The sequence below is a fragment of the Clostridium magnum DSM 2767 genome, assembly GCF_001623875.1.
GTDB lineage: Bacteria > Bacillota > Clostridia > Clostridiales > Clostridiaceae > Clostridium_AM > Clostridium_AM magnum.
This window is the reverse complement of the sequence record NZ_LWAE01000001.1, coordinates 776,976-799,101: the sequence shown is the minus strand read 5'-3', so window position 1 is coordinate 799,101 and position 22,126 is coordinate 776,976. Positions and strand designations below refer to the sequence as shown.

Genomic DNA, 22,126 nt, shown 5'->3' with positions numbered 1-22,126 from the left:
CTGGACTAAATCCTATTTAACAGCTAAAACAAATAAGATTTATTACTTTTCACTCTAAACATGATTCCTTGTGATATAGCTAAAAGTATCCAAAAGTATGAAGTTGTTTTAGGGACAAAAAATAAGTTATCAGATATATTCATGACATAGAATGAAATCATGGATGCTAAAAATCCTGTATAAAAAAACTTATAGAATTCATCTTGAGTAGTAGAAATAAATTTCTTTACCTGAATTAGTGCTGATATTAATATACCTATAAAAGAAATTCCCCCTATTATTCCAAGTTCACTCTCTATTTTCAAATAGGAATTATGAGTAGCTTTAATATCCATATAAAATTTAAACTGTGGATATATTTCTGTATACTTATCATGTAAAGTGGCATAATTTCCATTCCCAACTCCAAATAACGGATGATCTTTTATCATCTTTTTTGCTATTTCCCATAAATATACCCTAGATTCATTCTGCGTTTTATCGGTTATAGCCATTAACCTAGTTCTAATGACAGGTATAAATATAGATATACCCCCTAACAGTGCCATAAGTATAACTAATCTAAAGCTATATACAATAGCTAATATAACAACTCCAACCATAATACCTATTATAGCATTACGAGATCCTGTTAATATTAAATTAGTAAATATCAAGGTACTCAAGATTATATAAAAAATCTTTTTTATTTTCTCTTTTTCATAAATAGCTAACATTATCATAGGAAATATAGCCAGTATAAGAAATGCAGCTAAATTATTAGGATTATCCATATTTGCTGTTATCTTATATCTTAGATATCCATAGTTTTCTCTAAACTTTCCCTCTAAACCATATCCAGTAAAATATTGATATACACCGAAGAGACATAAAATTAATGTGCTAAATATATAAGATTTTATCATACCTATTGTACACTTTTTACTATTTAGATCATATTTAATAATAAAATAAATTATTATGTATACAATAAATCTTATACTCTCACTTAAAGCCAAACTTTTATCCACAGCATAACTTACAGAAATAAGCATCATTAAAGCTAGAATACTCATAAATATACTTAAATAACTGGTAAAAAAATCTTTTATACCATCTATAAACTTACTTATGCTTTCCTTACAAATAACAAGCTGTACTAAATATGACAATATTATTAAAGCTAAAATAACATCTGCCAGTTTCTGTCCAGCAATCTCAACTTCACTACGTATCAGAGGTAAGATTATTATATATAGACAAATTAAGCAATATGAAATTTTATGTAAAAACATTCTTCATCACTCCTTCCTTAAAAAGTTGCCTAAAAATAATCACAAAAACAAAACCTATTTAGTTTTTGTTTTTGTGATTACGAAACAGCTTATTTGCATGAATTTAATAATTTCAATATTTTTTCTGATGCATTTCCATCTCCAAATATATTTTCCTGCTTTTTCTCTGGATAGAAATTCACTATACTGTCTAGTATTTTATGCTTATCTGTTCCAACAACTCTATTCCAACCATTTTCTACCGTTTCTACCCACTCAGTTTCATCTCTCATAGTTATACATGGTTTACTCATAAAAAAAGCTTCCTTTTGAACACCACCACTGTCAGTAACTATTTTTTCTGAGTTCATTTCAAGATTTATCATTTCTAAATATCCTACAGGATCTATTACTTTTATGTTATTATTGAAGTTTAGACCATAATCAGTAATATATTTTTTAGTTCTTGGGTGAAGTGGTAAAACTACATCTTTTCCACATTCATTTAAAGCTTCAACTATATTTTTTAGTCTGCTAATATCATTAGTATTTTCAGCTCTATGTATAGTTGTTAGAATAAACTGACCTTCCTTTACTCCTAATTCTTTTATTATGCTGTTCTTTTGCTCTGCTAACTTTTTAAAGTTAAGAGTAGCATCAAACATTACATCTCCTACATTATGTACTCCCTTTTGAATACCTTCATTCTTTAAATTATCTAAAGCTGATTTTGTAGGAACAAATAATAGTTTAGAAAGGTGATCTGTTAATATTCTATTCTGTTCTTCTGGCATACTCATATTAAAGCTTCTAAGTCCAGCCTCTACATGAGCCACTGGTATCAATAGCTTACTTGCACATAAAGCTCCAGCTAAAGTGGAATTAGTATCTCCATAAACTAGTACTAAGTCAGGATTCTCTTCTAAATATATTTCTTCTAGTTTTATAAGCATATTACCGGTTTGCTTTCCATGATTACCAGAGCCTACTTCCAAATTATAATCTGGCTTTGGTATTTTAAGCTCATCAAAGAACACCTTTGACATATTTTCATCATAATGCTGTCCTGTGTGGACAAGTATTTCTTTATGCTCTTTTCTTATAATATTTGAGACAGCAGCAGCCTTTATAAACTGAGGTCTTGCTCCTACTACAGTTAATATTTTCATTTATTTCCTCCTCAATGCTTATTAAAATCAACTTCTACCCGCTCTAATACTCCCTCTTCCCAAAAATCGAGTAAAGAGCGGGTACGTCCCTGGATTCGTTCAACTAAGAATTAGATGTCGTTGCCACTCCATCTAATTCAAGTTTCCACTTCATTGATTTCTAAGCAACTGATCTTCTGGAACTGCTCTTAATTTTTTTGCAGGAGTTCCAGCGACTATTGTTTCAGGTTCCACATCTTTTGTTACTACACTTCCTGCTGCTACAAATCCATCTTCATTTATTACCTTTCCTGGTAATATTGTAGCTTGAGCTCCTATTCTTCCACCTTTTTTAACAGTAATACCCTTAAAGTGATTATATCTTTCTTTTGACCGTGCAGCAAAATTATCATTAGATGTCACAACTCCTGGAGCTATAAACACATTATCCTCTACTTCTGAATAAGCTGTTAAATATACATTTGTTTCTACTTTACAGTTAGAACCAACCTTACAGAAATTCTCTATTGCGGCTCCTCTTCCTATAATAGTTTTGCTTCCAATTGTAACATTTTCTCTTATAGTAGCTAAATCTGCAACTAGTGTCTTTTCTCCAATTTCGCAACCACAATAAATTATAACCCCAGCCCCAATTAAGCAGCCTTCAGATATAATTGCTGGTGGAAATTCTTTTTCATCCTTAAATATACTATTTACGGATCTCATTGGTTGTTTTCCTAGGACAGAATTATCATCTATTCTAACGTTATCGCCTATTTTAGTTCCCTTACGTATAACTACATTATGTCCTATAAGACAGTTATCACCTATAACTACCTCATCCTCAATAACTACAAACTTACCTATAGTAACATTACTGCCTATTTTAGCATTTTCACATATATAACAGTCAACCATATTAATTTCTCCCATCAATAACTATTTATCTAACTTTTCTACCCCTACCATTTCCATAGTTGAAAAACTCTCCATAGGGAATTTTACAGGCATTCCAGTAAGTCTTGACTTATATGCTGCAAGAATAATAGACATACCTTTCTTACCTTCTTCTCCGTTTATTAAAGGTTCCCTATCATTTTTTATAGCATCAATCATATCCTCAAATAAAGGCGTGTGTCCAAATCCATAAACACTATCTGGATCTCCCTCTTGAGATTTTAATATCTCTGCTTCATCATCTTTATTATCTGCAAATTTCCATGTTTCTATTTTATTTACAGCTAATCCGCCAATGCATACTGTTCCTTGCGCTCCAAATATGCTTAGAGTTTCTTCTAAATTTTTAGGATATACACAAGCTGTTCCCTCTACTATTCCAATAGCACCATTCTTAAAACGTATAATTATAGCTCCAAAGTCTTCTGCTTCAATGTCTCTTATGAATGTATCACATTGAGCATATACTGTATCTATCTCTCCACCCATCATCCATTGAAGTAAATCTATATTATGTATACATTGGTTCATTAGAGTACCACCATCAAGTTTCCATGTTCCCCTCCATGGTGCTTGCTCATAATATCCCATATTTCTGTTCCATAGTATTCTAGCCGTACCATTTATAAGTCTTCCAAATCTATTTTCTTCAACAGCACTTCTTAATTGTTGGATTGGCTTATTAAATCTATTTTGATGGCTTATGCATAGTTTCACATTATTATCTTTTGCACATTTTATCATTTTATCAGCATCTTCTATAGATAGAGCCATTGGTTTCTCAACTATAATATGCTTCTTTTTATTCATGCAATATATAGCTATTTCTGGATGATATCCACTTTCAGTAGCTAATGCTATTACATCTATGTCTTCTTTTTTAAGCATGTCCTTGTAGTCTGTATATACTGCAACAGTTGCTTCTTCTCCTAATTTAGCAATATATTCTTGCTTCTTAGCTTCTGCATTTTCTACAATTATGTCACAAGTAGCAACTAAAACAGCATCTTTTTTATTAGCAATTAATGCTTCTACGTGCTTATAGGATATTCTTCCGCATCCCACAATGGCAAACTTTAACTTATTCATAAAAACACCCCTTAAATTTAGTGATAAGATAAGCCTAAAAGGCTTATCTTCTTATTTTTATAGCTTATGAATTTTTTCTCTATTGTTCTTCACATCTTTTGTAGCATTTCTTGTATCATATACAATCTTAGCCCTAGACACGATTTCTTCATAATCATAGTTGCTGTGATCTGTAGTGATAATAACTATATCAGAATCATCTATTACTTCTTTCCAGTCTACTGTGTAATACTTTTTACCAGCATGTTTGAACTCTGGTATATATGGATCATTAATTATTAGTTCTGCGCCATTCTTCTCTAAATGCTCCATTACTTTTAAAGTAGGTGATTCTCTTGGATCATCTATATCCTTCTTATAAGCAACTCCTAAAAGAAGTACTTTAGCGCCATTCATTGCTTTTTTATGCCCATTTAAAAGTTTCATAGCATTGTCTACTACAAATTCAGGCATCACATCATTTATTTCTCCGGAAATCTCTATAAGTCTTGTATGATAATCATATTCTCTTGCTTTCCATGCTAAATAAAATGGATCTAGAGGTATGCAGTGTCCACCAAGTCCTGGACCTGGGTAAAATGCCATAAATCCATAAGGCTTTGTCTTAGCTGCATCTATTACTTCCCAAACGTCTATGCCCATTCTTTTACATAGTATAGCCATTTCATTAGCTAAACCTATGTTAATATTTCTAAAAGTATTTTCCAGTATCTTTTCCATTTCTGCTACTGCTGGTGATGATACTGTATATATTTCTCCCTCAAGAACATTTCTATAAAGAGTGGCTGCAACTTCAGTACACTCAGGTGTACATCCCCCTACTACCTTAGGAGTATTTTTAGTCTTAAATTCTTTATTACCTGGGTCAACTCTTTCTGGTGAGAATGCTAAGAAGAAATCTACACCACATTTTAATCCGCTTTCTTCAAGTATTGGTCTTAACACTTCTTCAGTCGTTCCTGGATAAGTAGTACTTTCAAGTACTACAAGCATTCCTCTGTGTAAGTACTTTGCAACACTTTTAGTAGAGTTTACAACATAAGATATATCTGGTTGTTTATATAAATCAAGTGGTGTAGGAACACATATACATACCGTATCTACATCATTTACAAAGCTAAAATCTGTAGTTGCTCTTAGTTTTCCTACTTTAACTAGCTCTTTTAAATCTTCATCTACTACGTCACCTATATAGTTATGTCCTTCATTTACCATTTTTACCTTTTCATCTTGAACATCAAATCCTATAACATCATATCCTGCTTTAGCTTTTTCAACTGCAAGTGGAAGTCCTACATAACCTAATCCAACTACACCAAGTTTAGCTGTTTTATTTTTTAGCTTTAATATTAAATCTTCTTTTAATTCTGACATATTTGTTAATCCTCCTGTATTCCTTATAAGTGCGTAATAGTTATTAATTATTACGTCTCCTTTATTCTTTATAGGCGTAACAATTACTAATTGTTATATATAATTATTTCTTATAAATTCATATAAAAATATTATTTGTTATATCTACTAGCTTTACGCAATCTTACGTTTTTTATTATAATATAACCAAATTTTTTTGTCATCCTTTGTTTTTCTTGCTTAGATTATTTATCCGATGACTACCCGCTCTAATACTCCCTACGCACGTTGTGAAAGCGATTCGCACCAAATCAGAGATTTGGGCTCTCTGCTTTTCTCAAATAGTACGTTGCGAGCGGGTACGTCCCTTGATTCGTTCAACTAAGAATCAGGTGGGGTTTTAAACCCCATCTGATTCAAGTTTCCACTTCACTGTTTTTCTTTTCTTATAAACTCTCTTATTTCGTTTTCTATTTTATCACCACATTCTTTTGGTGATATTTTTCCTGCTGTAAGAAGCATATATATCTTATTACTACTTTGTAATGCCTGTATTTCTGCCACGTTAGGTATTAAATCACCATACTCAGCTTGTTTAACAAACATTTTTTCTTTGTCGTTATTTTTTACTTCTGGTATGGTATTATCGAGATTTAAAGCAGGTAATCTACCTACTGTTTTAAATAGACCTTTTGGAGTTTCTTCCAATAAATACTTAAATAAATCCCAAACTTCTTTTTTGTCTTTAGATTTACTTGTTACAAATGCATCTCTACAGGAAACAAAAGTACTCATTTGTTTACCATTATAAGTAGGAAGCTTAGTTACAGCATAATTAATATCTGATGTATCAATATCACTTATATCTGAAGATGCACTAAAGTAAAAAGCTATTTTACCATCTTTAAAATCATTTCTTGCTTTAATACCTTCGATATTTGCTGGCATTAATTTATATTTTTGAACCATATCCTGAATCATAGCATAGCCTTTAATGGCGCCTTCATTGTTTAATCCTATATCATGGACATCATACTTTCCATTGACATTGTTAAATATGTATCCTCCATTAACCTGTACAAAAGGAAAACTTAAATAAAAATTATTTATATCATATTTAAATCCTAACTTCTGGCTTTGATCAATCAGTTCTTCCAGTGTTTCTGGAGGAGTTTTTACCTTATCCTTATTATAATATAGTGCATAAGTTTCTATAGATATAGGCGCACCATATAACTTATTATTAAAGGATACTGTTTTTAAAGCAGATGGAATGTATTTACTTTCATCTAGAAATCCCTCAGGAAGTTCAGCCAATAGTTTTTCACTATTTAGTTTATCCATTTTATCATGAGAAACCCCAAATTGTATATCTGGCTGCATATTTTCTTTTGAAGCAGCTATAAATGCTCTATTGTCTCCTTTATCAGATAAAACTCTGACTTTCCTTCCATTTTCTTTCGCCCACTTTTGTGCCACAGCATCTACTTGTAATACTTCATAATTGGATAGATTGCACCAAACTACTATCTCATCATTATTTTTGCCCTGTAAATTCGAACACCCTGAAAAGCTTATTAAAAACATTACCATTAATAATGTTATGGCTATGACTTTATAATACTTTTTCATGAAAAAATTCCTTTCTCCTACAAAATATTTAGCCTTTGACTTTTGACTTTATCAAATTAAATATGATCATAAGTTCTTTTACTCTTAGAGCTAAAAGCATAGTTACATATACCACTACTCCCACAGCTACACATAAAATAATTATAATCAATTGTCCTTTAGTACCAACTAAAAACACTTTTAAATAATGATTCATAAAATATATAACTACTCCCATAACACCTGATGCGGTAACTATCTTAGAACTAGTTATAAACATTTCCATTCCATTTACGCTACCAACTTTTTTCTTCAAATCAATTATTAATAGCACACAACTTACAAATGCAGATATAGTTGTTGCCAAAGTAAGTCCACCAATGCCCATAGCCTTTACTAAAAACACACTAGCTATGGCACTTACTACCACGCCTATGGCTCCATTTATCATAGGAGTTTTGGTATCTTGTATAGCATAAAAGGCCCTATTAAATACATCTCTTATACCCCAAAATATTAAACCAGATACTAAATATAAAAGTGCAAAAGAAGTCATTCTAACTCCTCTTTCATTAAAAGCTCCACGCATAAACATTACACTTATTATAGGTACTCTTAAAACTAATAATCCAACACAAGCTGGTACAGTAACCAAATTAATATTATTTACTGCATTGGTAATATGCATTTTGAAATTTTCATATCCATCAGATTTTCCCGCCCGTGTTAGGGAAGGATAAATTACTGTAACTATAGCTGATGCAAAGGTAAAGTAAATCAGTTGATTTAGTTTATTGGATAGATCTAATGCATATATACTTCCATCTGGTAAACCTGATGCCAAACTTTTTTGAATTACCTCATTAATTTGATTAACTCCTGTACCAATTATAACTGGAGCTATCAGTATAAGCATTTTTTTTATTCTTTCATCTTTAAAATTTATTTTAAAGCTATATTTATAACCATTCTTCTTTAACCAAGGCATTTGAATCAATATTTGACATCCGTAGCCTATCATCGTTACAATTGTTAATCCTACAATTCCGTATTTGTTGCCCATTAGTATGTATATTATAATTGGTGCATTAGCAACTATACCAACTAAAGCAGGTGCAATAAAATCATCCAAGGCTTGAAGTATTGCTGTATAACCACTATTTAAACTTAAAAATAGTATATTTATCATGCTTATTTTGGTTAAATATACTGTTAAATCATGCTTTTCACCAGTAAATTTAGATGCTGCAATTTTTACAACCTCTGGTGTAAAAATCCAACCCAAAAAGCAAAGTACTAAAGATACAATCATCAAAATATTCATTATGGAATTGGCGAATTCAAACATTTTTTCTTTTCCACATTGACTGTATGTTTCAGTTAAAATAGGAATAAATGTAGTGGTTATAGCTAATCCAAACAGTCCAAATAAAATATTAGGTATAGTTAAAGATATTGTATACGCATCTGATGTACCAGTTGCTCCAAAAGCACTACTAATTAAAATATCTCTAAAGAATCCAATTGCTTTACTTATAAGAGATACTACCATTATTATTACTGCTGCTTTTGCAAGTGTTTTTTTACTCATATTTTCCTCCAAAACTCTAAATTCTTGTATTTCCTAATAAAACCTTATCCAGTATCCGTACTTTCTTTAAAACTAAATCAGATAACAAAATCGGTAGCATTCCTGCAATAAGCATCATTATAGTGACAAATGTATAGTCTAGTTTTAACATCTGAAAGAGTATTACTCTAGTTCCAGTTTGAAAAAACCAAGAAAATAGATATATGTCATAACTGTAATCTCCTATGTATTTAAATATCTCACCTAATTTATTATTAGCCATCAAATAGGAAATATTTATAAATAACACACTTCCAATTAACGCTGTAGTTAAGCTGTACATATAATAGAACTGAGCTGATACACTTTTCAAGTTAATTAGTACCAGTGCTATAAGCGTAATCACTACTAAAAGCTTCTTATATTTAAATTTTTCATATTCTTCATAAATTCTATTGAAGTATATTCCCAGATAAATATAAATTAAATAATGAATTACTCCCCAGGCGTAAAATAATGGCATCTTATTTAAAGGTATTACGTTTAAAATAGCAGTTATAATTAATACTACTTTTATAGGTATTTTATTTAATAGTGGCATAACTGCAAAAATAAAAAATAGTGTATATATAAACCAAAAGTATTGTATAGGCGTGCCAGTGTGATATATTGTACCGTTGCCTGCAGGATATAACAATACATCAACAATCAATCCATTTAAGTCTATAGGTCTTGCTGCATATATGTTCATATATAATTTAATGGGAATTGCAATTAAGGATATTGCCAAATAAGGTACCATTAGCCTTTTAAATTTGCCCTCTATAAACTTTTTGTATTGAGATAGATTTAATATATTATATATTTTATAAGCAAAAAATCCTGATACTATAAAGAATAAAGGCATATGGAAAGAATAAATAAACTTATATATATATGCATAAAGAGGATTATTGTTAAACTTATCGTCTGGAAAGGAATGTCCTAATACCACTAAAAAAATTCCTATTCCTCTAGCTATGTCCATATCCTTGTAATACTTCTTCATTATATTCACTCCTAAACTTCCTATATAGTAAAAAAGGGAAACTTATTAATAAGTTAATCCCCAAAACTTAATATGTTATATCTCCTCAGGTAGTAAGTAGGCTAAAAATAATCCTATTCCCAGTCCACTGGTAAGCATAGTTGTTAATAGTGGTCCGTTAAATAATGCCATTATTCCACCAAAAAGCAGCGAGGACACAAGACATACATTTTTCTTTTCTACATACTTTACAACAAATAATATAAAGTAAAGCATTAAGGCAAAGACTATCATACCTATAATACCAAAATTCATGTAAGCATCACCATACCAGGTTACATTTAATCTCATCTCTGGTTTTCCATAATACAGTGCACCTAAGTAAAGTGATGGCTCCATCTTATATACATTACTAAAAAAGCGACCAAGTATACTATGTGACAGATTTACTTTGGGATACATCCAGAAGAAGTCATAATACTCTAAAGCGATTAAAGATGGCCATTCAAACATTCTTACAACTGTTGGTAGATATAAAGTGTAATAACTCGGATAATGTTCAAGTATTGATTTCAATACTCCAGAATTAACCAAAGAAAACTGCCTTACCATTGATATGAATCCATCTATAAGGGCTAAACCTGTAAATGCCACTATAACCTTCTGTATAAAGCCCCTATTTATTCCTTTGTCTAATATAAGACCAAAAAAAGGTGCTAAAATAAGTGTAAGGAATAAACTTTTGTATGCAGTGAACATATATAGTATAAGTTCTAAAACTATAGGTATAGGCGCTAACTTATACTTTTTCTTATATATACAATAAGTTAAGATAAATGGGTTAACTACATTTCCCATCCATTGGACAAAGTAGTCAACAAATCTTCCACCAACTTCTCTATAGTGTAATCGCACAGAATACACATCTGTAAAAGCTAGTTTAATATCCTTAGGTAATCCTAAAGTCTTAAACAAATAACCATATGCTCCAACTACAAATATAAGAATAAATATCCAAAATACTCTCTTCCTAAGATTGAAACTTGGAAATTTTATATTAAATTTTGACAATAAATACATGCCTAATATACATAATGTTTCAATAGTATATATATATACTATTACATTTTTATTATCAGCAACACCACTAAATATATAAACCACTATAATTGGAATTGCACTTAGTAATGTAAATAAAAACCAATATAAGTGAGCAACTCCTTCAATTTTATCTGGAATAAAAAATATACATGCTGCTATTATACAAGCAAGTGCTGGTAAAACCTTCATGGCCCTTATAAGTTCTTTTGGATTAACGAAAAAATTAAAAGATAGATACGGCTTCGATGCTACTAAATAACCTCCACACAATATTGCTACAAATAGAATATAGAAAGCCATTATTACAAGTTTATTTTGTTTTCTATCACTGCTGAAAATACTTAGCAGTTTCTCCAAATAATTTTTCATGCTACTTATCCAACCTCTCCTAGTTACGCTGTCCTTTATTTGACTTTAATAGTTGCTCAAAAAAACCAATAAAAGTTCCTGCTCCATAATATACATGTAATAAAAAGAATAAAATAAACATCAATGGTACATATTTTATTCCATTTTTAAATCCTATCCTAAGAGATTCTGTTAAATCTATAAGAAAATAACTGCCTAGAACCATTATCTCCATTATTGTCCCCAAATAAAAATAATTACACATAACTCCAAAGAATATTATTGATGCAAAAAAAGCTGCCGGTACTAGATGTCTAATCCTTATAATTTCTCTATTAGTAAGTAAAGAAGTCCCTATTTCTTTACCATTTTGCAAATTTTGATTTAATACTTTTTTTATACTAACTCTTGGTTTATAATAGGCAATAGCATCTTTATTTTGATATATTTTATATCCAGCTTTACCAATCCTATTATTCATGTCATTGTCTTCACTTCTTTTTAATTCCTCATTATAGAAGCCTACTTTGTCAAATACCCACCTCCAGAAAGCACCATTCCATACTGTATCTACATAGCCCTCATAGTCTTTCTGCCTAAACTTAGCTACTCCTATTCCAAACTTACTCTCATGTAGAAAAACTATACAATCTTCTACATAGTTTCCTGATGTAACTAAATAAGTTGGCCCTCCAACATTAACAACATTTTCGCTCTTTAATTTATTCAAAGTACAGACACATTCTTTTACATAATTTTCGTCATAAATGGCATGAGCATCAATTCTTACTATTATGTCTCCTTTTGCCATTTTGATCCCCGCATTTAAGCCCGCTGATTGTATTCTTTTCTCATTATCGATTAAAACTATTCTTTTATCCTCAAAAGCATTGATTAAATTTCTTGTGTTATCACTTGACATACCATCAAATATTAAAATCTCAATAATATTTTCGTAATTTTGCTTAAGTATAGAATTTAAACAAGTTTCTATATATTTTTCTTCATTATAGACTGGTATTATTATTGAAACTGTATTATTATAACCCATATTTATCTCCCTTTAAAAAATATAACTACCTATCGTATATATTTTTTAGCTTACCTTCATTAGATTCCCAAAAACAATTTTCTTTAAAGTTTCTCATATTTTCCACAATATTTTTCTTTTCATTCTTATCCTTAACTAACTTATCTATAGCTTTTCCAAGCTCTTCAGATAGATTTTTTTCTGTTATACCGTATCCTAACTTGTTTTTGTGCACCTCATATCCAAACTCTGTATCTCTATTGGCAATTATAGGTGTCTCTGTAATAACACTTTCATAAAACTTATTAGGCATAGAAATAGTCGCAGTATTTCCCGGGTAAAAAGCATATGTAACATCAATATTTCTATATAGTTCCTCTAATTGTTTTATGTTGTAAGCACCCTTTATCTTAACATTTGACAATTTTTTTGAGTACTCAGCTAATTTATCTGAATGTATTCCTCTGCCGCATATTATAACTTCAACATCATCCTTATACTTTTGACAGATATCTATTAAAATTTTCATTTCATCATAATATCTAACAGAGCCGATAAATCCTATTCTTAGTTTGTTGCTCTCAGTTTTTTCTATGTTTTTAAATAGATCCTTATATGGTGCATTGTTTACTACAACTACTTTTTTACTAATTTTCTCATAAAGCTCTGCCATTTTAGGAGTTACTACTATATGTGTATCCACTGCTTTCAACATCTGCTTTTCTCTAATCACAATAAAACTACTAATAAGTTTATTTATAGCACCTGGTCTGTCATAAAAATACAGATTAAACAAATCATGTTCGTCATAAACTAACTTTAACTTTAATTTTTTATTAACAGCATAGCCTATAAATAATCCATCAAAATCGTGACAATGTATTGCATCAAAATTCTTATCTTTTATGTAATTGTAAATATCATCCTTAAAATCAAAAAACTTAAAAGCCTGCTTATATCCACTTCCATATTTAGTATTTCCAAAAAATCTAACTATATTTATCCCGTCTATAATCTCTGTAGGTTTATCTACATATTCTCCCGCTCTATCCCAACACAAAATAGTTACACTATGACCTAGTTTAGTTAAGGACTTCGCCTCTTTATATACTCGTGGATCTGGATCAAATCCATTAGTTAAAATCATTGCTATATTCAAAATTTCCTCACCTCATAAATCCATGTTAAAGTTAATTATTATATGTACCTTATTCAGCACCTGTTAATATGATATTTCACCTATTCAAACTTCACTTGATCTTAGCCTTACTCAATAATAGAGTTATATATATCAATAGTCTTTTGTGCATTTCTCCTCCAAGTGTATTCGCTAAGAACGGTCTTTCTTCCTTCCTCACCAATTCTCCTGGCCTCTTCTTCATTATTTAATATGTATTCTATGGTTCCAACTAAATCTTCAACACTATGTGGTTCTACTAAGAATCCATTTTCTTTATCTATAATAACATCTTCTATTCCTTGACCCTTTACCCCTATTACCGGTACTCCGTTATTCATAGCTTCAATATACACTATTCCAAAGCCTTCTTGCCAACTTGGTAAACTAAAAATATCACACTTACCCATAAATTTTATTGCTTCTACATGAGGCAATCTACCTAAGAAAACAACATTCTCAGTCAATGACAAATCACTTGCAAGTTTTTTTAGATTTTTTACTTCTTCACCATCACCAGCAATATAATACTTCATATTAGGATACTTTTTTACCAATATTGATACAGCTCTAATATTTAAATCAATGCCTTTTGTTTTTATTAATGAAGATACACTTAATATAACATAATCCTTTTCGCTTTTTGTAAGTTCAATACTTCCGTACTCTTCCGGATTAATCCCATTATTTATTACAGTAATTTTCTCTCTTATCTTGTTCTCTTTAATAACATTTTTAAGCTTAGTACTTACAGTTATTACACTATTAGACTTCTCTAATACACGATATACATTTTTTCTACACTTATCATTTTTATTTATAGTGTATTGAAAATCTTGCCCATGTATAGTTACTACAAAAGGACACCCATAATTATCACTTAATAACATTGCTGAAAATCCAACTGGAATTGCTGTGTGTGCGTGTATTATTTCAAATTTAAAATTTCTATATATTTTTTTTATTATCTTTTTTATTCCTAAATACATAAAAAATCCAGAGTATTCAAGAAAAAATCCCCTCGGGAATTCTATGTATCTTGGATAAAAAACTTCAACACCATCAATTACTGCACTTTTAGGAATTTGAATATATGCTTTTAGTTTATCGCTTAAGCCTAAAAAACTAGGAACATAAGGTACAGGACATATGACCTTAACCTTACATCCCTCTTCTATTAACTTTTGAACTTGTTTATGAACAAATATGCCCAAGACACCATTAGCCGATGATGGATACATATGTGATATAACTAGTACATTTCTCATTAATTTATTCATCCTTTTGCTATTTTTAGAGTTAACTACTTTTTTCTCTTATACGTTGGCACCTTTTCTTCAACAAGTTTAAATATATCTTCTTTATCCATAGAAGCTGCCTTTTTAAACTGCTCTATAGATTTTTCCACAAATTCTAGATCAATATTATTAGGTTTTTCCACAAATATCTTATCATGCTCCGTAGATGTCAATGCCACCTCATCCATTAAAAGCTCTTCATATAGTTTTTCTCCTGGTCTAAGACCTGTGTATTCTATTTTTATCTCCACATCCGGTTTATATCCAGATAATGTTATCAAATCTCTTGCTAAATCTACTATTTTAACAGGTTTCCCCATATCAAGTACAAATATTTCTCCACCTTTAGCTATAGAACCTGCTTGAATAACTAATTGAGCCGCCTCTGGTATAGTCATAAAAAATCTGTTTATTTCGGGATGCGTAACTGTAACCGGACCTCCTTCTGCTATCTGCTTTTTAAACAGAGGAATAACTGATCCATTACTGCCTAAAACATTTCCAAATCTCACCGCTACATATTCTGTAGTGCTGACCTTATCAAAGGCTTGAACCATGATTTCGCAAAATCGCTTAGTAGCTCCCATTATATTTGTTGGGTTAACTGCCTTATCTGTACTTATTTGAACAAACTTCTTAACCTTATATTCCTGTGCACATTTTAATAAATTATATGTTCCAATTATATTATTTTTTATTGCTTCTACCGGATTACTCTCCATTAATGGAACATGTTTATGAGCTGCTGCATGAAAAACCACATCTGGTTTATACTGTTCAAATATTTCCCTTAGACGTTCTACTTCTCTTATAGACGCTATTATAACTTCTTTATTTAATTCAGGATGAGTACGATTTAACTCCATCTGCACGTCGTAGACATTATTTTCATATATATCTAGTATCAATAATTTTGCCGGTTTAAATTTAGATATTTGTCTGCACAATTCTGAACCTATGGACCCTCCTCCACCTGTTACAAGTATTGTTCTATCTTTTATATATTTATTTATATTCTCGTTGTTAAGAGTTACCTCTTCTCTTCCAAGTAAATCTTCTATATTTACATCTCTTAACTTAGAAATGCTTACTTCACCATCAATTATTTCATATATCCCTGGAAGAGTTTTTAGCTTGCAATTTGTATCTCTACATATGTTTATAATCTCTCTTTTAATTTCAAGATCAGCAGAAGGAATTGCTAATATTATCTCTTCTACGTTTCTCTCTTTACATACCTCAACTATTCTGTCTCTTCCACCAATTACTTCTATTCCATTTATTAATCTTCCCTGTTTTGAGGGATCATCATCTATAAGTCCTACTATACTATAATTAAAACTTTTATGTCTCTTTATTTCTTTTATCAATAAAGCAGATGCATCTCCAGCTCCAATAATAAGAAGTTTCTTCTTAACATCTATGCTATCTTTGCCTAAATTATTGTCTTGAGCAACCCTCCACATAAATCTCACTGCACCTAGCGCAAGTACTGATAAAATCCAAAAAATTATATGAACGGAAAAAGGAAATCTATAAAGTTTATTCTCCAAAAATTTATAATAAACAAAGTAACTGTAAATTATAAATATAATATTAGACAATGATATAGAGTATATAACAGACATCAACTCTTCAACAGATGCATATTTCCATATACTGCTATATAAATTGAAGAATCTGTTGCATACTAAATTTATGATAACCACAGGGATTATTGATAGTTTTAAAAGCATCATATATTCCTGTGGTATGTTGAACTCAAATCTTAATAAAAAAGAAAAATATAATGAAACTATAAGAAAAGCAATATCATATATTATTAGCTGTTTATCCTTCTGCATATCAACACTTCCTTGAATATTATTATAAAAGCTTTTATTGAAAACTCTCTTTTTCTATTTTACCTCATAGAAAAAATTATTCAATACATTTTTTCTAATAAAGGCTTACATATCCTATAATCGTAATTTACATAAAAATAAAAAGGCTACAATTCTTGCACCTTTTTATTTTTTGTAAGAAGTTTCTCATATACTATTTTACGGTAAGTTCTTCTACCGGTACATTTTTCACCTTATCATTATTAGTATTCTTATGAACATCCTTAAACAACTCTGTATCTTTTAAACTTAGTAGATATTCTAGAAAAGGCTTTTTAAGATCTTCTCTTTTTAATGCATACTCTACTGTAGCCTGAAGAAAACCTAATTTATCACCTACATCAAATCTTCTGCCTTGGAAATTATAAGCATACATTGCTTCACTACCTATTAAGGACCTTAACGCATCTGTAAGTTGAATCTCCCCACCTTTTCCTGGTGTAGTATTACTAAGTATTTCGAATATAGCAGGAGTTATTATGTATCTTCCTAATATAGCCATATTTGATGGAGCTTCTTCTACTTTGGGCTTTTCTATTAAATCTTTTACTTTGTAAACTCTATCTTCTATGTACATACCTTTGACTATGCCGTACTTATACACTTGATCCTTTGGTACTTCTTGAACACCTATAATCGAAGTCTTATATTCGTTATAGCAATCTATAAGTTGTTTTAAACAAGGAATCTTACTATCAACTACATCATCACCAAGCATTACTGCGAATGGCTCATTTCCTACAAAGGTTTTTGCGCAACTTATAGCGTGTCCAAGGCCTCTAGGCTCTTTTTGTCTAATGTAATAGATATCTGCCATATTAGATATATCCTTAACTAAACTTAATAATTCTTCTTTTCCATGACTCTCTAACTCGTTCTCAAGTTCAACTGATTTATCAAAGTGATCTTCTATAGCCCTTTTATTTCTTCCAGTTATAATTAGTATCTCTTCTATCCCAGAGGCAACAGCTTCCTCTATAATATATTGTATTGTTGGTTTATCAACTATAGGCAGCATTTCTTTTGGTTGAGCTTTAGTTGCAGGCAAAAATCTAGTTCCTAGTCCTGCAGCAGGTATTATGGCTTTTTTAACTTTCATTAATAAAACTCCCCTTTCATCACTATGGTAAATAAGCACTTCATCTTACTCAATTAACCAGTATTACTCTTATTTACTAAAGTACCATTATATATAATATACTTTTATAAAATTTCTATACTAAGAACTAACAGATTAAGTTACTTTATATTATTAATTATACCATCTAGCTGCAGTACTATTTCATCATTTGCATCTAATTTTTTTGCAATATCCAAGTGATTTTTTGCATTTTTAATATCTCCTGAATTTAAATAGCACATAATAATATTAGTACATATCTCTATAGACTTTGTAACCTCGAAGGCTTTTCTAAAGTATGCTATAGCTTTTTCATAATCATTAAGTGAAGCATAATTAATACCTAATTCATTTACTACTTCTATAATATCACTATCTATACTCAAAGCTTCATTTAAATAATATATAGCTTTTTCATGATTTTCCAATATTCTATAAGCAACAGCTATATAATAATACATAGCAGCATCATCTGCGAATTGATCAAGCAAAGGAATTAATATTTTTAAGGCTTCATTAGGTTCATCATACAATAATTCTTTTGCCTTTTCATATTCTATTATTGATTTTAATGATTCCTTAAATTCTGTAATCTCTAGGGTCTGTTCTCCTCCCCTAGAGATATAATTATTTATACAAAATAGTGCTTTTTCATAGTCTCCTTCTTCTCTTCTAATGATAGCTTCATAAAAATAAGGTAGAGCATAATTATCTTTAAGCTTAGCACTCCCCATTATTTCTAGTTCTTCATCTTTAAAAGACTTATCTTTAGACCTTAATTCCTCTGCAATAGTTATTGCTTTATCATAAACTTCAATATCATCATCTATTTGTATTAATCCTTTCAGTAAAATAAATGCTTCTTGAAGCTTTCCTTCTTTCACATTTTTAGCAATTTTACTTTTTACAAATATAATACTATCCTCTATGTTAGAAAGTATCTTTTTATATTCATTATTAAATTTAAAATCTTTATCTGCTCCCATAACATAAAACATACCTTCTATAAAAAAACTCATCGGAATTTGTTCCATATTTTTTTGTTCTTTAATATTATCTATAATATTTAAAGACTTCACAGGTATATATATATCCTCTAAAACTTCTGTACTAAATAACTTTTTAATATTTTCCTTCTTTACTTCTAAAAAGAGTAACTTATTTAATTCCTCTGCAAAACGTGATTTTATATCCATAAATCTAACACCCACTTTAAAGTATTTATTAATTTTAATACTATGAATTTTACTACAAACTATGCTCAATATCAAATCTCCACTAATATTATTCGTCATGGTATACTGCAAAAAAACAGGGTAGCTAAGATTCTTTATCTATAGTTAGCACCCTGTTTTAAGTAATTATACTGTTAAAAACTAACAATTACAAGCTTCATCTATAATATTCATAACTCTTTTTTCAAATATCTTTATTTTTTCTTCTGCATCATCTAAACTAGTTCCAGTAGTTGATAAATAAATTTTCATTTTTGGTTCAGTACCAGAAGGTCTTACTACAAACCATGAATTATCTTCTAAAACAAATTTTAATACATTAGATTTAGGTAAGTCTATTACATTTTCCTTTATATTTACAAGATCCTTCTCTACACTTGACTTATAATCCATTTTTTTAACTATTTTTATATCCCCAACACTGCGACTCATAGAATGTCTTAAATATTGAAGAGCCTTTTCAATTTTTTCTTGCCCCTCTTTTCCATTAAGCTCCATAGAAATCAACTTTTCCTTATAAAATCCATACTTTTCATAAAGATTCATCAAAGCTTCATACAAGCTCATACCTTTTTTCTTATAATAGAGGGTCATTTCACATATAAACATTGCTGCAATAACTGCATCTTTATCTCTTACAAAATCTCCTCCAAGATATCCGTAACTCTCTTCAAAACCAAATAAATACTGTTTATTTTTCTTTTCCTCAAATTCTTTTATCTTTTCCCCTATATACTTAAAACCAGTTAATACATCTATAATCTCTATATCATACTCATTAGCTATATCTGCAGCCATTTCTGTAGTTACTATTGTTTTAATTACCGTACCATTTGATGGTAAAGCATTTAACTCTTTTAAGGATGATACTATGTAGTGAGTTAAAAGCGCCCCTGTTTGATTTCCTGTGAGCACTTTATACTCTCCAGTACTGTCTTTAACTACTACCCCTATTCTGTCACAATCAGGATCTGTTCCAAATATTATATCAGGCTGTATATCTTTTGCCATGTCTAATGCTATATTGAAAACCTTAGGCTCTTCTGGATTTGGATATGCAGCTGTTGGAAATTGTCCATCTGGTTTTTCTTGTTCCTTTACTATAGTTACATTTTTATATCCCAATTCCTTAAGGACTCTTCTTATAGGAATATTTCCAGTTCCATGTATCGGAGTATAAATTATTTTTAAATCTTCTGCATATTTATCTAATAAATCTTTTCTTATTGTTAATCCCTTAACTTTTTCAATATAAGCTTTATCAATATCTTCTCCTATTATATATAATAGACCTTTTTCCTTAGCTTCATTAACATTCATTGTTCTCACTTCTGAAAAATCACTAATTCCTTGTACATATGAGATTATTTCTTTTGCGGCCTTATCAGTTACTTGTCCACCATCTTCTCCATATACCTTATATCCATTATATTGCTTTGGATTATGGGATGCAGTTACTACAATACCTGCTTTACTCTTCAAATGTCTTACAGTATAAGAAAGCATAGGAGTTGGTCTCAAATCCTCAAATAAATATACCTTTATACCATTAGCACATAAGCAAGTTGCCGCAGCTTCAGCAAACTCCTTTGACATTATTCTTGAGTCATAGGCTATGCTAACAGAAATATTTTTTTCGTATTTTTCTATTAAATACTCTGCCAATCCCTGCGTAGCCTTTCCAACAGTATATATATTCATTCTATTAGTTCCTAATCCAATTACTCCTCTAAGTCCACCTGTTCCAAACTCTAGATCCTTATAAAATCTATCCTCAATTTCTTTCTCATCTTGTATGTTTCTTAATTCCTCTTTTTCAACATTGTTTAAAAAATCCGAATTTATCCATGACTCATAACTTTCCTTATATAACATCTTGAACCTCCCTATCATGTAATAATTGATATTTATAATATAACATTTAGTATTAACTATTATACTATAAATTGTAAAATAAAAACAATTATAAAGTATATTTATTTAAAATAAAATCTAATTCTTTATTTAATTATTGAAAAATTGGCACCGCAGCATGTTTTTAGCTTCCTGCTTAAAAGCAAAATGTCAAAAGAATAATTTATTGTTTATCCTTTTGACATTTTTTTCATATTACTCTAACAATCTTCTAGCATAGCATCCCGATATGACTTATATTTTTCTTTATTCCTCAGTTTCCACTTCAATATCTGATGGCTTTTTATTCATAGTCACTGATGCTATTATAGAATTAAAATCTTCTATAATAGATATATCTCCAGCCATTTCTATGTCACCAATTCTATATGAATCACCTATATCTAATTTTGAAAGATCTACATTTATAAATTTAGGAATACTTTCACCTTTGCATTGAACCTTAACATTTGATTTTTCTTTTTGTACAGCTCCTCCTTTTTTCATTATTAAATCTTCACCATTGAAAACTATTGGAACTTCTGTTTGAACAACTGTATTTTCAGGTAACTCTGCTAAATCTATATGTGTAATCTTATGGTGCACAGGATCTCTTTGAATTTCCTTTATTAAAGCCTTATGACTTTCTCCATCTAAGTTTACACTTAGTACTCCATGTTCACCACTTCTAGTTATTTCTTTATTTAGTTCTAATTCGCCAATTTCAAACATCATGTTATTTATATTCTTTCCATAAATAATTCCTGGTATTAATCCTTTTCTTCTTTCTTTTTTAGCCTCATGTGATGTTTTCTTAATTCTTTTATGTAATATAATACTTTCCATATAAAATTCCTCCTAGTTTCACTTCATCATACTATTCATTATTTACAAAGTTTGCTACATTATTCATGCTTTTAATAATAAAAATATTTATTTTATAAAATTAATTCATATTGTTGCATTTACAATACATTTAACATATAATTATATTGGTCCAAAAGAAAACCTAGGCCAACCCTTCAGCCATAAG

The 22,126-nt window shown here is 30.0% G+C and carries 17 protein-coding genes; all 17 read right to left on the bottom strand.

Annotated elements, in window-relative coordinates:
* Positions 1–23: 23 nt before the first annotated feature.
* On the bottom strand, positions 24–1,274 hold the full coding sequence (locus tag CLMAG_RS03815) for an O-antigen ligase family protein (RefSeq protein WP_066618125.1): 1,251 nt from the start codon (positions 1,272–1,274) through the stop codon (positions 24–26).
* Between the two features lie 89 nt (positions 1,275–1,363).
* The gene (gene wecB, locus CLMAG_RS03810; RefSeq protein WP_066618122.1) at positions 1,364–2,422 is read right to left on the bottom strand and encodes a non-hydrolyzing UDP-N-acetylglucosamine 2-epimerase; all 1,059 of its coding nucleotides are present in this window, start codon (positions 2,420–2,422) and stop codon (positions 1,364–1,366) included.
* A gap of 150 nt (positions 2,423–2,572) precedes the next feature.
* Positions 2,573–3,319, bottom strand: coding sequence for an N-acetyltransferase (locus CLMAG_RS03805; protein WP_066618120.1), 747 nt, complete (start codon positions 3,317–3,319; stop codon positions 2,573–2,575).
* Between the two features lie 21 nt (positions 3,320–3,340).
* Positions 3,341–4,447 carry a Gfo/Idh/MocA family protein gene (locus CLMAG_RS03800; RefSeq protein ID WP_066618118.1) on the bottom strand — a complete coding sequence of 369 codons (1,107 nt, stop codon included), beginning with the start codon at positions 4,445–4,447 and terminating at the stop codon, positions 3,341–3,343.
* A gap of 57 nt (positions 4,448–4,504) precedes the next feature.
* Entirely contained in the window at positions 4,505–5,821 is a 1,317-nt protein-coding gene (locus tag CLMAG_RS03795; protein ID WP_066618117.1) for a nucleotide sugar dehydrogenase, read from the bottom strand.
* 408 nt (positions 5,822–6,229) lie between these two features.
* Positions 6,230–7,432 (bottom strand): sugar ABC transporter substrate-binding protein, encoded by a 1,203-nt coding sequence (locus CLMAG_RS03790; RefSeq protein ID WP_066618116.1) that lies wholly within the window; start codon positions 7,430–7,432, stop codon positions 6,230–6,232.
* Between the two features lie 28 nt (positions 7,433–7,460).
* A complete protein-coding gene (gene murJ / locus CLMAG_RS03785) occupies positions 7,461–9,002 on the bottom strand; it encodes a murein biosynthesis integral membrane protein MurJ (protein ID WP_066618114.1) in 1,542 nt (513 codons plus the stop codon).
* Between the two features lie 16 nt (positions 9,003–9,018).
* Complete coding sequence (locus CLMAG_RS03780; RefSeq protein ID WP_066618113.1) at positions 9,019–10,029, bottom strand: acyltransferase family protein; 1,011 nt, start codon at positions 10,027–10,029, stop codon at positions 9,019–9,021.
* 75 nt (positions 10,030–10,104) lie between these two features.
* Positions 10,105–11,478, bottom strand: coding sequence for an O-antigen polymerase (locus CLMAG_RS03775; protein ID WP_066618112.1), 1,374 nt, complete (start codon positions 11,476–11,478; stop codon positions 10,105–10,107).
* A gap of 19 nt (positions 11,479–11,497) precedes the next feature.
* Positions 11,498–12,508, bottom strand: coding sequence for a glycosyltransferase family 2 protein (locus CLMAG_RS03770; RefSeq protein WP_066618110.1), 1,011 nt, complete (start codon positions 12,506–12,508; stop codon positions 11,498–11,500).
* A 25-nt stretch (positions 12,509–12,533) separates the two neighbouring features.
* Entirely contained in the window at positions 12,534–13,646 is a 1,113-nt protein-coding gene (locus tag CLMAG_RS03765) for a glycosyltransferase (RefSeq protein WP_066618109.1), read from the bottom strand.
* A 107-nt stretch (positions 13,647–13,753) separates the two neighbouring features.
* Entirely contained in the window at positions 13,754–14,932 is a 1,179-nt protein-coding gene (locus CLMAG_RS03760) for a glycosyltransferase family 4 protein (RefSeq protein WP_066618108.1), read from the bottom strand.
* Positions 14,933–14,967: 35 nt separating this feature from the next.
* A complete protein-coding gene (locus CLMAG_RS03755; RefSeq protein ID WP_066618106.1) occupies positions 14,968–16,806 on the bottom strand; it encodes a polysaccharide biosynthesis protein in 1,839 nt (612 codons plus the stop codon).
* Between the two features lie 193 nt (positions 16,807–16,999).
* The gene (galU, locus tag CLMAG_RS03750) at positions 17,000–17,944 is read right to left on the bottom strand and encodes a UTP--glucose-1-phosphate uridylyltransferase GalU (protein ID WP_066618105.1); all 945 of its coding nucleotides are present in this window, start codon (positions 17,942–17,944) and stop codon (positions 17,000–17,002) included.
* 140 nt (positions 17,945–18,084) lie between these two features.
* Entirely contained in the window at positions 18,085–19,161 is a 1,077-nt protein-coding gene (locus tag CLMAG_RS03745; RefSeq protein ID WP_066620350.1) for a tetratricopeptide repeat protein, read from the bottom strand.
* Positions 19,162–19,341: 180 nt separating this feature from the next.
* Positions 19,342–21,075 (bottom strand): phospho-sugar mutase, encoded by a 1,734-nt coding sequence (locus CLMAG_RS03740; RefSeq protein ID WP_066618104.1) that lies wholly within the window; start codon positions 21,073–21,075, stop codon positions 19,342–19,344.
* Positions 21,076–21,360: 285 nt separating this feature from the next.
* Entirely contained in the window at positions 21,361–21,939 is a 579-nt protein-coding gene (locus CLMAG_RS03735) for a 50S ribosomal protein L25 (protein WP_066618103.1), read from the bottom strand.
* Between the last annotated feature and the right edge of the window lie 187 nt (positions 21,940–22,126).

Bases quoted from the DNA above. Each gene is read 5' to 3' on its own strand.
- CLMAG_RS03815 (WP_066618125.1), bottom strand. From the start codon at position 1,274: ATGTTTTTACATAAAATTTCATATTGCTTAATTTGTCTATATATAATA.
- wecB (WP_066618122.1), bottom strand. From the start codon at position 2,422: ATGAAAATATTAACTGTAGTAGGAGCAAGACCTCAGTTTATAAAGGCT.
- CLMAG_RS03805 (WP_066618120.1), bottom strand. From the start codon at position 3,319: ATGGTTGACTGTTATATATGTGAAAATGCTAAAATAGGCAGTAATGTT.
- CLMAG_RS03800 (WP_066618118.1), bottom strand. From the start codon at position 4,447: ATGAATAAGTTAAAGTTTGCCATTGTGGGATGCGGAAGAATATCCTAT.
- CLMAG_RS03795 (WP_066618117.1), bottom strand. From the start codon at position 5,821: ATGTCAGAATTAAAAGAAGATTTAATATTAAAGCTAAAAAATAAAACA.
- CLMAG_RS03790 (WP_066618116.1), bottom strand. From the start codon at position 7,432: ATGAAAAAGTATTATAAAGTCATAGCCATAACATTATTAATGGTAATG.
- murJ (WP_066618114.1), bottom strand. From the start codon at position 9,002: ATGAGTAAAAAAACACTTGCAAAAGCAGCAGTAATAATAATGGTAGTA.
- CLMAG_RS03780 (WP_066618113.1), bottom strand. From the start codon at position 10,029: ATGAAGAAGTATTACAAGGATATGGACATAGCTAGAGGAATAGGAATT.
- CLMAG_RS03775 (WP_066618112.1), bottom strand. From the start codon at position 11,478: ATGAAAAATTATTTGGAGAAACTGCTAAGTATTTTCAGCAGTGATAGA.
- CLMAG_RS03770 (WP_066618110.1), bottom strand. From the start codon at position 12,508: ATGGGTTATAATAATACAGTTTCAATAATAATACCAGTCTATAATGAA.
- CLMAG_RS03760 (WP_066618108.1), bottom strand. From the start codon at position 14,932: ATGAGAAATGTACTAGTTATATCACATATGTATCCATCATCGGCTAAT.
- CLMAG_RS03755 (WP_066618106.1), bottom strand. From the start codon at position 16,806: ATGCAGAAGGATAAACAGCTAATAATATATGATATTGCTTTTCTTATA.
- galU (WP_066618105.1), bottom strand. From the start codon at position 17,944: ATGAAAGTTAAAAAAGCCATAATACCTGCTGCAGGACTAGGAACTAGA.
- CLMAG_RS03745 (WP_066620350.1), bottom strand. From the start codon at position 19,161: ATGGATATAAAATCACGTTTTGCAGAGGAATTAAATAAGTTACTCTTT.
- CLMAG_RS03740 (WP_066618104.1), bottom strand. From the start codon at position 21,075: ATGTTATATAAGGAAAGTTATGAGTCATGGATAAATTCGGATTTTTTA.
- CLMAG_RS03735 (WP_066618103.1), bottom strand. From the start codon at position 21,939: ATGGAAAGTATTATATTACATAAAAGAATTAAGAAAACATCACATGAG.